We start from the raw sequence: 10,275 nt of genomic DNA on the forward strand, positions 1-10,275 counted from the left end.
GTTCGTGACCGGCAAGCCGGTGGCGTCATGGCCGACCCTGTTCGAGACCTTCGCCCGTCGTCACGGGGTCTGAGCCTTCCAGGCGGCATGCTCGGCTTCGAGGTGCTTCTGCCAGCGATTGCGCAGCTGGCCGGGGCGCTGCCCGTGCCGCTCGTCGAGGAACTCGGCCTCGACCACGCGGTCCGTGCGGAAGGTCCGGAAGGCCTGGCGCAGTTCGCACCAGCCGATCAGCATGCGCACGGTCTCGCGATAGCCGACCGTCACCGGCCAGATCACCCGCTGGCTGACCGCGCCGCGCTCGTCGCGATAGTCGAGCCGGATCTTGCGGCCGGCATGGATCCAGGCTCGCGTCCGGGCGATGTCGAGCCCGTCCGGGGCGATGTTCCAGGCCGGCGGCGCGCCGGTGGCCGGTTCCAGAACATAGGGGCGCAGCCGCTCGGGCACGGCCGAGGCGATCTTGCTGATCAGGTCGCGGGCGGCCTTGGCCAGCACCGGATCGCCGCGTCCGGCCACCCACTGGGCCCCCAGCACCGCCGCCTCGATCTCGTCGGGCGTCAGCATCAGGGGCGGCATGTCAAAGCCCGCATCCAGCACATAGCCGACCCCGGCCTCGCCCCGGATCGGGGCCCGCTGGCCGACCAGGGCGGCGATGTCGCGATAGACACTGCGCTTGGAGGTTTCCAGTTCCAGCGCAATGGCGTCAGCGGTCACCGGCGCATGGCTGCGGCGCAGGATCTGAATGATCTGGAATAGGCGTTCGGCGCGTCTCATGGGGCCATCCTGACTGGACTCTGCTGACAGCATGCTGGCAGCAGGGTGGCAGGAGCAAGCGATCCGGTGCTCTCGGCGATCAGTTCGCGCCGGGCCGCACGACGCAGCGGAAGCCGATATGGCTGGTGGTGGTGTCGATCCCCTGCGGGTGACGGGCCGCCGGACGGTAGCGGCGGCAATAGTTGTCGGCGCACAGGTGCGAGCCGCCCTTGATCACCCGACGCGGAATGATCGGGCCGGGCTGGTCGCGGTCATGGCTGGCCTCACGCGCCGCGCCGCGCGGATTTTTCGGGGCGCAGCAGGCCCTGGCCGGGGTCTCCGCATGGCGGTCGGCCCACCAGTCGGTGGTCCATTCCCAGGTGTTGCCGATCATGTCGCTGAGGCCATAGCCGTTGGGCGGATAGGTGCCGACCGGCGAGGTGCGCTCATAGCCGTCGGTCAGCAGGTTCTCGCCCGGAAAGGCCCCCTGCCAGTAGTTGGCCAGCATCGCCCCGCCCGGGGCCAGGTCCTCGCCCCAGGCATAGGCCGCGCCGTCCAGCCCGCCGCGGGCGGCAAATTCCCACTCGGCTTCGGTGGGCAGGGCCTTGCCCGCCCAGGCGGCGTAGGCGGCCGCATCGTCATAGCCGACATGCACGACCGGGTGCTCCTCTAGCCCGGTCAGGTCGCTGCCGGGGCCCAGCGGCCGGTTCCAGCTGGCTCCAGGGATCAGGGCCCACCAGGTGACGCCGTGGCGCGGATCGACCGGCCGGGCCGGGCGCATGAACACCGCCGAGGCCGGCACCAGCAGGGCCGGGTCCGCGCCGGGATAGAGGGCCGGGTCCGGCGCGGTCTCGGCCAGGGTCACATGGCCGGTCGCGGCGACGAAGCGGGCGAACTGGGCATTGGTGACCGGCGTGACGTCGATCCAGAACGGATCGACCTCGACCGGATGGGCCGGGGCTTCCTCGGGATAGTGCCGGTCAGAGCCCATGACGAACCGGCCGCCGGCCAGGGCGATCATGCCGTCACGGGCGGGCAGGGCCGGGGCCGGGCTCATGGAACTTGCCGCCGTCTGGATGTCACCGTCATGGCTCCATTAGTGACATGCGGCGCGCCGATTTCAATCTCGGGACGAACGGGGCGGCGCGGGCAGGGTGACGAAAAAGGCTGCGCGACGCGGCAAGCTCGGCCACTCTGTCTCAAAGCGCGGCTTTCAAGAGGGCGAGCGCAGAGCTGATCCGGGGGGGCCACAGATGATTCCGACGACCACGCCGACCGCCGCCGCCGGGCGGTCCCATCCCTGGTACACCCACCTCTATGTCCAGGTGCTGGTCGCGATCGTGGCCGGAGCCCTGATCGGCCACTTCTATCCCAAGTTCGGCGAGTCCCTGAAGCCGCTCGGCGATGCCTTCATCAAGCTGGTCAAGATGGTGATCGCCCCGGTGATCTTCCTGACCATCGCCACGGGCATTGCCGGCATGCGCGACCTCGGCAAGTTCGGGCGGGTGGTGCTGAAGGCCTTCGCCTACTTCCTGACCTTCTCGACCCTGGCCCTGGTGCTGGGCATGGTGGTGGCCAATGTGGTGCAGCCCGGCGCCGGCATGAACATCGATCCGGCCAGCCTGAACGGCGACAAGGTGGCCGACTATGCCGCCAAGGCCCATGACACGACGGTGGTCGGCTTCCTGAGCAACATCATCCCGGCCACGGTCACCGGGGCTTTCGCCGACGGCGACATCCTGCAGGTGCTGTTCTTCTCGATCCTGTTCGGGATCTCGCTGGTGATGGTCGGCGACAAGGCCAAGCCGGTGGTCGACCTGCTGGAGTCGATCGCCCACGCCTTCTTCCGCATGGTCGGCATCCTGATGAAGGCCGCGCCCGTCGGCGCCTTTGGGGCCTTCGCCTTCACGATCGGCAAGTACGGTATCGGCTCGGTGGTCAATCTGGCCGCGCTGGTCGGGACCTTCTACGCCACCTCGCTGGTCTTCGTGCTGGTGGTGCTGGGGGCGGTGGCGCGGTTCAACGGCTTCTCGATCCTCAAGCTGATCCGCTATCTGAAGAGCGAGATCCTGCTGGTGCTGGGCACCAGTTCCTCGGAATCGGCCCTGCCCAGCCTGATCGACAAGATGGAGCGGGCTGGCTGCGCCAAGCCCGTGGTCGGGCTGGTGGTGCCCACCGGCTACAGCTTCAATCTGGACGGCACCAACATCTACATGACCCTGGCGGCCCTGTTCATCGCCCAGGCGACGGGCGTGCACCTGTCGATCGGAGAGCAGCTGGCCCTGCTGGCGGTGGCTACGCTTAGCTCCAAGGGTGCGGCGGGCGTGACCGGGGCCGGCTTCATCACCCTGGCCGCCACCCTGTCGGTGGTGCCTTCGGTGCCGGTGGCCGGCATGGCCCTGATCCTCGGCGTCGACCGCTTCATGAGTGAGTGCCGGGCCCTGACCAACTTCATCGGCAATGCGGTGGCCACCATCGTCGTCAGCCGCTGGGAGAACGCGCTGGACAGGGACCAGCTGGATGCGGCGTTGAACGGCCATCCCGCCCCGTCAGACCTCGAGCCGCCGGCGGATCCGGAGTTGCGGTCGGCGGATTAGGCGGGGCTCAGCCCAGCTCCCCCAGCTTGCCCCGCAGCAGCTGCAGCACGGCCGAGAAGTCCTTGCTCCCGTAGCCGTTGGCGTCGAACAGGGCGTAGAGGGCCTCGGCCTGCGCCCCCAGCGGGGTGCTGGCCCCGGCGCGGGCGGCGGCGTCCTGGGCCAGTTTCAGGTCCTTCAGCATCATGGCGCTGGCAAAGCCGCCCTCATAGCCCCGGTCGGCCGGGGTGGCGGGGCCGACGCCGGGCACCGGGCAATAGGTCGAGACCGACCAGCACTGGCCCGAGGACTTGCTGGCGATCTCGAAGAACCGGTCGGCGCCCAGGCCCAGCTTCTCGGCCAGGGCGAAGGCCTCGCAGGTACCCAGCATGCTGATGCCCAGCAGCATGTTGTTGCAGATCTTGGCCGCCTGGCCGGCACCATGGTCGCCGGCATGGATGACGATGCGGGCCATGGGGGCCAGCGCCGCCTCGACGGTCGCGAAATCGGTCGCATCACAGCCGACCATGAAGGCCAGGGTCCCGGCCTCGGCGGCCATGATCCCGCCCGAGACCGGGGCGTCGGCGAAGCGGAAGCCCGCGCCCGTCGCCTGGGTCGCCACGGCCCGGGCGCTGTCGACGTCGATGGTCGAGCAGTCGATCAGCAGGGCGCCTTTCGGGGCATGGGCCAGGATCTGCTCGCCATAGACCGACCGCACATGCGGCCCGGCCGGCAGCATGGTGATCACCACCTCGGCCCCTGCTACCGCCTCGGCGACCGACGCCGCCGGATGGCAGCCGGCTGCTGCCGCGCGCTCTAGCGCCGCCGCCGACAGGTCAAAGGCGGTGACGTGGTGCTGGGCCTTGGCCTGGTTGGCGGCCATGCCGCCGCCCATGTTGCCGAGACCGATGAAGGCGATGCGGGTCATGGCGGCCGTGTCCTATTTCATCGTCGGAATGATGAAGGCCGAGTCCTCGACCGCGCCTTCGGGCCAGCGGGCGGTGACGGTCTTGACCTTGGTGTAGAACTTCACGCCCTCGGTGCCGTACTGGTTGGTGTCGCCGAAGCCCGAGCGCTTCCAGCCGCCGAAGCTGTGATAGGCGACCGGCACGGGGATCGGCACATTGATGCCGACCATGCCGACATTGACGCGGGCGGCGAACTCGCGGGCCGCGCGGCCGTTGCGGGTGAAGATCGCCACCCCGTTGCCGTACTGGTGCTCCGACGGCAGGGCGATGGCCTCTTCGAAGCTCTCGGCGCGGACAATCTGTAGCACCGGGCCGAAGATCTCCTCGTTATAGGTCTTCATGCCCTTTTTCACGCCGTCGAACAGCGACGGGCCGATGAAGAAGCCCTTCTCGAAGCCCTGCAGGGCGAAGTCGCGGCCGTCGACGACCAGCTCGGCCCCTTCCTCGACGCCGAGGCGGATGTAGTCGGCGATCTTGTCGCGGTGGGCGGCGCTGACCACTGGACCGTAGTGGGCGGCCGGATCGCTGGAGACGCCGACCTTCAGGGTCTCGATCTCGGCGATCATCCGCTCGCGCAGGTCGTCGGCCGTGGCCTTGCCGACCGGCACCACCACCGGCAGGGCCATGCAGCGCTCGCCGGCCGAGCCGAAGGCCGCGCCCGACAGGTCCTTGACCACCTGATCGAGGTCGGCGTCGGGCAGGACGATGCCGTGGTTCTTGGCCCCGCCCATGGCCTGGACGCGTTTGCCGTTGGCCGTACCGGTCCGGTAGACATAGTGGGCGATGTCGGACGAGCCGACGAAGCTGACGGCCTTGATGTCCGGATGGGCCAGGATGGCGTCGACCGCGCTCTTGTCGCCATGCACGACGTTCAGCACCCCGGCCGGAGCGCCGGCTTCCATCATCAGCTCGGCCAGCTTCACCGGCACGGTCGGATCCTTTTCCGAGGGCTTGAGGATGAAGGTGTTGCCCACGGCGATGGAGATGCCGAACATCCACATCGGGATCATGGCCGGGAAGTTGAACGGGGTGATGCCCGCGCAGACGCCCAGCGGCTGGCGCATCGAATAGACGTCGATGCCCGGCCCCGCCCCGTCGGTATAGTCGCCCTTGAGAATGTGGGGGATGCCGCAGGCGAACTCGATCACCTCCAGGCCGCGCTGGATGTCACCCTTGCTGTCGGCGATGACCTTGCCGTGCTCGGACGACAGGATCTCGGCCAGGCTGTTCATGTCGCGCTCGATCAGGCGCTTGAACTCGAACATCACCCGCGCCCGGCGCTGGGGATTGGTGGCGGCCCAGTCGATCTGGGCCCGGGCAGCGTTCTGCACGGCCGCATCCAGCTCGGCGTCGGTGGCCAGCTGCACGCGGGCCTGGATCTCGCCGGTGTTGGGATTGAACACGTCGCCGAAGCGGCCGGAGGTGCCGCTGACGGCCGCGCCGCCGATGAAATGCTGGATCTCGCGCATGGTTCACTCCCGGACTGCAAAGGACTTGCAGGGCTTACGACCCGCGGTGCAAGTTGGGAATTGCGATTATGCAAGGCTGGCTGTGAAAGATTCAACGCCGTGTTCGACTGGGACGATCTGCGGCATTTCCTGGCCTCGGCCCGGCAGGGCTCGTTCAGCGCTGCCGGTCAGGTGCTGGGGGTGGACACCGCCACGGTCAGCCGGCGGGTGGCGCGGCTGGAGACGGCCCTGAAGTCGACCCTGTTCGTGCGCTCGGCCTCGGGTCTGACCCTGACCAGCGCCGGGGCGCGGTTCCTGGAGGTCGGGCTCCCGGCCGAGGCGGCCATGCAGACCGTGGCCCGGGTGGCCGACCCGGAGGTCAGCGGCGGCACCGTGCGGCTCAGCGTCGCTGAAGGGTTTGGCGCGCGGGTTCTGGCCCCGGCCCTGCCGGGCTTCCACCAGGGCCGCCCGACCCTGCGGCTGGAACTGGCGGCCAATGCCGGCTTCCTGTCACCGACCCGGCGCGAGGTCGATATCGCCGTCACCCTCAACGCGCCGGCCGACCGGCGGCTGCTGGTCGAGTCCCTGACCGACTATCAACTGGCCCTCTATGTCGCTCCGGCCTATCTGGCCCGCTGCGGCGACCTGAACCGGGTCGAGCACCTGCGCGAGCAGCGGATCGTCGGCTATGTCGATGACCTGCTCTATGCGCCGGAGCTGCGCTATCTGGATGAGGTGCTGCCCGGGCTGGTGCCGTCCCTGGCCAGCTCGTCCATCCTGGCCCAGCGCGAGATCATCCTGGCCGGCGGCGGGGTCGGCGTTTTGCCGTGCTTCCTCGCCGAGGGGCTGGTGCGGGTGGTGCCCGAGGTGCTGCTGCGCCGCCGCTTCTGGGTCAGCACCCTGCGCGAGGTCGCGGCCACGGCCCGGGTGCGGGGCGTGCGCGACTGGCTGCAGGGGCTGGCGGTGGCCCGGCAGGCCGATCTGCTGCCCTGGTGAGCGACCGGGCGACCGTCAGCCACAAAGCAGCGTGTCCTGACCATCCGGCATTTGCCAAGGATCGCAAATCACGCTGCTAAAGACGCGTGGATACGAGGTGGATGATGGCGCGTGCGGCACGGATGACAGCACAGATCGCAGGGCTGGCCGGACTGATCTGTACTCTGATGGTCAGCACGGCCCAGGCTGCGCCGGCCGCGCCGGTCTCTGCCGAGGCGAGGGCTGCCGCCCGGTTCGACGCGGTGGTCCATGACGGAGCCCAACTCCGCCAGTTCCTGCAGGCCATGCCCAAGGGCGGCGACCTGCACAACCATCTCTGGGGCGCGCCCTATGCCGAGGACTTCCTGGCCTGGGCCGGCGACGACGGCCTGTGCGTGACGACGACGGCCCGGCCTTCGATCGTGCCGGGCCCCTGCGAAGGTCCCGGCAAGGTTCCGGCCCGCGACCTGGGCCGCAAGGATCCGGGGCTCTACAATCGTGCCGTCGATGCCCTGTCGGTGCGCAATTTCACGCCGGACCCGGCCGCCGCCGCCTCGGGCCATGACCAGTTCTTCTCGACCTTCGGCCGGTTCGCCGCCGTGGCCGTCGGCACCATGGGCCCGATGATCGCCGTGACCCGCGAGTATGCGGCCCAGGATCACGTCGGCTATGTCGAGAGCTCGGCCAATGCCAATGCCATGCGGGCCTTCGCAGTGGCGGGGCAGGGGGCCTATGACGGCGACTTCGCCGCCAGCCTGGCGCGCCTGAGCCCCGGCCTTCCGGCCATGGTCGAGCTAGTCCGCAAGGAGATGGACGCCGCCCTGACCGAAGCCGATCGCCGTCAGGGCTGCAAGCCGGGCGCGCCGGCGCGTTCCGGCCCCTGCGCGGTGGTGCTGGGCTTCCAGCCCTTCGTCGAACGGGCCCAGCCGCCGGGCTTTGTCTTCGCCCAGATGCTGGCCGCCTTCGCCCTTGTCGAGGCCGATCCGCGCTTTGTCGGGGTGAACATCGTCAATCCCGAGGATGATCCGATCTCGCTGGCCGACTATTCACTACACATGCGGATGTTCCGGTTCCTGGCCGGACACTATCCGAAGGTGCCGATGGCCCTGCATGCCGGCGAGCTGACCCTCGGCCTGGTGCCGCCCCGCGACCTGACTTTCCACATCCGCGAGGCCGTCGAGGTGGCCGGGGCCCGCCGGATCGGCCACGGCGTCGACATCGCCTATGAGCGTGACTCGGCCGGCCTGCTGGCCCGCATGGCCCGCGACCGGGTGGCGGTCGAGATCAACCTGACCAGCAATGACGTCATCCTCGGGGTGAAGGGGCGCGACCACCCGCTGGCCCTCTATCGCAAGGCCGGGGTGCCGGTGGTGCTGTCGACCGATGACGAGGGCGTATCGCGCATCGACCTGACCCACGAATTCATGCGGGCGGCGACCGGACACGGCCTGCGCTACCGCGACCTGAAGGCCATGGCCCGCGACAGTCTGGACTACGCCTTCCTGCCGGGAGCCAGTCTCTGGTCGGCGGGCCGGACGCCGGTCGCGGCCTGCCCCAGTGCCGGTCCGGCCTGCGAGGCCTTTCTGGCCAAGAGCCCCCGGGCCACAGCCCAGTGGCGGCTGGAGCGGGACTTCGAGGCCTTCGAGGCCGCCGTCAAACCCTGACGGGGATCAGGCCATGACCGGGCGGGGCAGGGCGGCCGCGTGGGGCGGCATGGCTTCGGCGGTCTGGCGAAGCTCGCGGCGGATCTGCTCGAACTCGACGGCCACGCGGTCGATGTCGTGCAGGTCGACCAGCGGGTCATAGGAGCGGGGGCGAATGCCCTGGCCATCGAGTACGGCCTGCCAGCTGGTGGCGGTGAACATCTCTTCGGGATGCTGCGTAAGCCGGCCGCAGGCCCGGAACAGGGCCAGCCGGCGGGTCAGGGTCTCGGGCAGGACCATCTCGCGCCGGGCCTGCCACAGCGGCTCGTCCCGCTGGTTGGCGTGATAGTGCAGGACGATGAAGTCGCGGATCCGCTCGAAGTCGAGCTGGATGCGATCATTGTAGTCGTCGGTCTGGACCGGGTCCCAGGTCTTGCCGGGGAAGGCCGACAGGAACTTCAGCAGCCCGGCCTGGATCATGTGGATGCTGGTCGACTCCAGGGGCTCGATAAAGCCGCTGGCGAGGCCCAGGCTGAGGACGTTCTTGTTCCAGGCCTTTTTGCGCCGTCCGGTGACGAAGCGCAGGCGGTTGGGTTCGGCCAGGGGCGTGCCGCCCAGGCTGGCGCGCAGGGTCGCCTCGGCCGCATCGTCATCGATGAACTGGCTGGAATAGACATAGCCGTTGCCGTCGCGGTGCTGCAGCGGGATGTTCCAGATCCAGCCGGCCGCCTGGGCGGTTGAGCGGGTGAAGGGCGGCGGCGCGCCCTCGCGCGTACAGGGCATGGCCATGGCCCGGTCGCAGGGCAGCCAGTGCGACCAGTCCTCGTAGCCGGTCTTCAGGGTCTCCTCGATCAGCAGGCCGCGGAAGCCCGAGCAGTCGATGAAGAAGTCGCCGTCGACGCGGCGGTCACCTTCCAGGTGCAGGGCCTCGATGAAGCCGTCCTCGCCCCGCTGGGCGACGCGGGCGACCTTGCCCTCGATGCGTATGACGCCGAGGCGCTCGGCATAGGTGCGCAGGTAGCGGGCATAGAGGCCGGCGTCGAAATGGAAGGCTGACCCGAAGGTCGACAGGGGCGAGCGCGGATCGGCGCTCTGCTGGCCGAAACGCCCGCGCCGTGCAGCCTGGGCGCACAGGGAATAGTCCTCCAGCGGACCGGCCTTGCCGAGGCCTGAGAGCTTCAGCCAGTAGTGATGGAAATAGCCGGGATCGGGGGCGGTCCCGTAGACGCCGAACGGGTGGAAATAGGCCTCGCCGGGCCGGGTCCAGCCGTGGAACTCGATCCCCAGCTTGTAGGTGCCCTTGGTCTCGCGGACGAATTCGGCCTCGTTCAGACCCAGCGTCTGGTTGAAGCCGCGAATGGGGGGAATGGTCGCTTCGCCGACACCGACCGTGCCGATCTCGGCGGACTCGACAAGCGTGATCGCGCAGCGCCGGCCAAGGGCCCGGGCCAGCAGGGCCGCCGCCATCCAGCCTGCCGTGCCGCCGCCCAGGATGACGATGGATCCGGGCAGGTTGTCGGTTTTGGGATCAATCACGGGCGAACTCCTCGGGCTCTGGCGATCATGATCGGCCATGCGCCAGACACAAGTCCGGGACCGCCTCGCAGGAAGGCGGCCCCGGTAAAGTTTAGACAGAGGGTGGGGGAGACCAAAGCCCTCCGTCAGTGCAGGTTACAGTCCGAGCTTGAACCGGGCGCCGATCGAGACGCGACGGTCGCCGCCGACGAAGCGGAACGGCAGGCCAGGGAACTGCAGGTAGGTTTCGGCGTCCTGCTTGGTCAGGTTCGAGCCTTCCAGGGTGATCTTCAGGGCCGGGGTCACCTCATAGGCGACTTGGCCGTCCAACTGGCCATAAGCCTTGTTGTAGATCCCCAGGGTGTGGACGTCGGAGCCCGAACCGAAGCCGAAGTTGCCGAGA

9 protein-coding genes are annotated in these 10,275 nt (G+C 69.0%); 3 read left to right on the forward strand and 6 right to left on the reverse strand.

Annotated elements, in window-relative coordinates:
- Nucleotides 1–60: 60 nt before the first annotated feature.
- Both DBR10_RS09590 and DBR10_RS09595 read right to left on the reverse strand, forming a co-directional pair.
- The gene (locus tag DBR10_RS09590; protein WP_108505369.1) at nucleotides 61–771 is read right to left on the reverse strand and encodes a helix-turn-helix transcriptional regulator; all 711 of its coding nucleotides are present in this window, start codon (nucleotides 769–771) and stop codon (nucleotides 61–63) included.
- Between the two features lie 79 nt (nucleotides 772–850).
- Complete coding sequence (locus tag DBR10_RS09595) at nucleotides 851–1,807, reverse strand: formylglycine-generating enzyme family protein (protein ID WP_199225326.1); 957 nt, start codon at nucleotides 1,805–1,807, stop codon at nucleotides 851–853.
- A gap of 196 nt (nucleotides 1,808–2,003) precedes the next feature.
- Between DBR10_RS09595 and DBR10_RS09600 the strand changes: the two genes are divergently transcribed.
- A complete protein-coding gene (locus DBR10_RS09600; protein WP_108506343.1) occupies nucleotides 2,004–3,347 on the forward strand; it encodes a dicarboxylate/amino acid:cation symporter in 1,344 nt (447 codons plus the stop codon).
- Between the two features lie 7 nt (nucleotides 3,348–3,354).
- On the opposite strand, the gene mmsB is transcribed toward DBR10_RS09600, so the two are convergent.
- Nucleotides 3,355–4,251, reverse strand: a complete 897-nt coding sequence (mmsB, locus tag DBR10_RS09605; protein WP_108506344.1) for a 3-hydroxyisobutyrate dehydrogenase — start codon at nucleotides 4,249–4,251, stop codon at nucleotides 3,355–3,357.
- Nucleotides 4,252–4,263: 12 nt separating this feature from the next.
- Nucleotides 4,264–5,760, reverse strand: coding sequence for a CoA-acylating methylmalonate-semialdehyde dehydrogenase (locus tag DBR10_RS09610; protein ID WP_108506345.1), 1,497 nt, complete (start codon nucleotides 5,758–5,760; stop codon nucleotides 4,264–4,266).
- A gap of 99 nt (nucleotides 5,761–5,859) precedes the next feature.
- Here DBR10_RS09610 and DBR10_RS09615 point away from each other — a divergent pair, with 99 nt between their 5' ends.
- Nucleotides 5,860–6,735 carry a LysR family transcriptional regulator gene (locus tag DBR10_RS09615; protein WP_108506346.1) on the forward strand — a complete coding sequence of 292 codons (876 nt, stop codon included), beginning with the start codon at nucleotides 5,860–5,862 and terminating at the stop codon, nucleotides 6,733–6,735.
- A 122-nt stretch (nucleotides 6,736–6,857) separates the two neighbouring features.
- On the forward strand, nucleotides 6,858–8,378 hold the full coding sequence (locus DBR10_RS09620) for an adenosine deaminase family protein (protein ID WP_108506350.1): 1,521 nt from the start codon (nucleotides 6,858–6,860) through the stop codon (nucleotides 8,376–8,378).
- 6 nt (nucleotides 8,379–8,384) lie between these two features.
- On the opposite strand, the gene DBR10_RS09625 is transcribed toward DBR10_RS09620, so the two are convergent.
- Together DBR10_RS09625 and DBR10_RS19915 are read right to left on the reverse strand one after the other, a co-directional pair.
- Complete coding sequence (locus DBR10_RS09625) at nucleotides 8,385–9,824, reverse strand: tryptophan halogenase family protein (RefSeq protein ID WP_233243354.1); 1,440 nt, start codon at nucleotides 9,822–9,824, stop codon at nucleotides 8,385–8,387.
- A 204-nt stretch (nucleotides 9,825–10,028) separates the two neighbouring features.
- On the reverse strand, nucleotides 10,029–10,275 hold a 247-nt coding region (locus DBR10_RS19915; protein ID WP_233243351.1), incomplete at its 5' end, for a TonB-dependent receptor.

The sequence above is a fragment of the Caulobacter sp. HMWF025 genome, assembly GCF_003060965.1.
Lineage (GTDB): Bacteria > Pseudomonadota > Alphaproteobacteria > Caulobacterales > Caulobacteraceae > Caulobacter.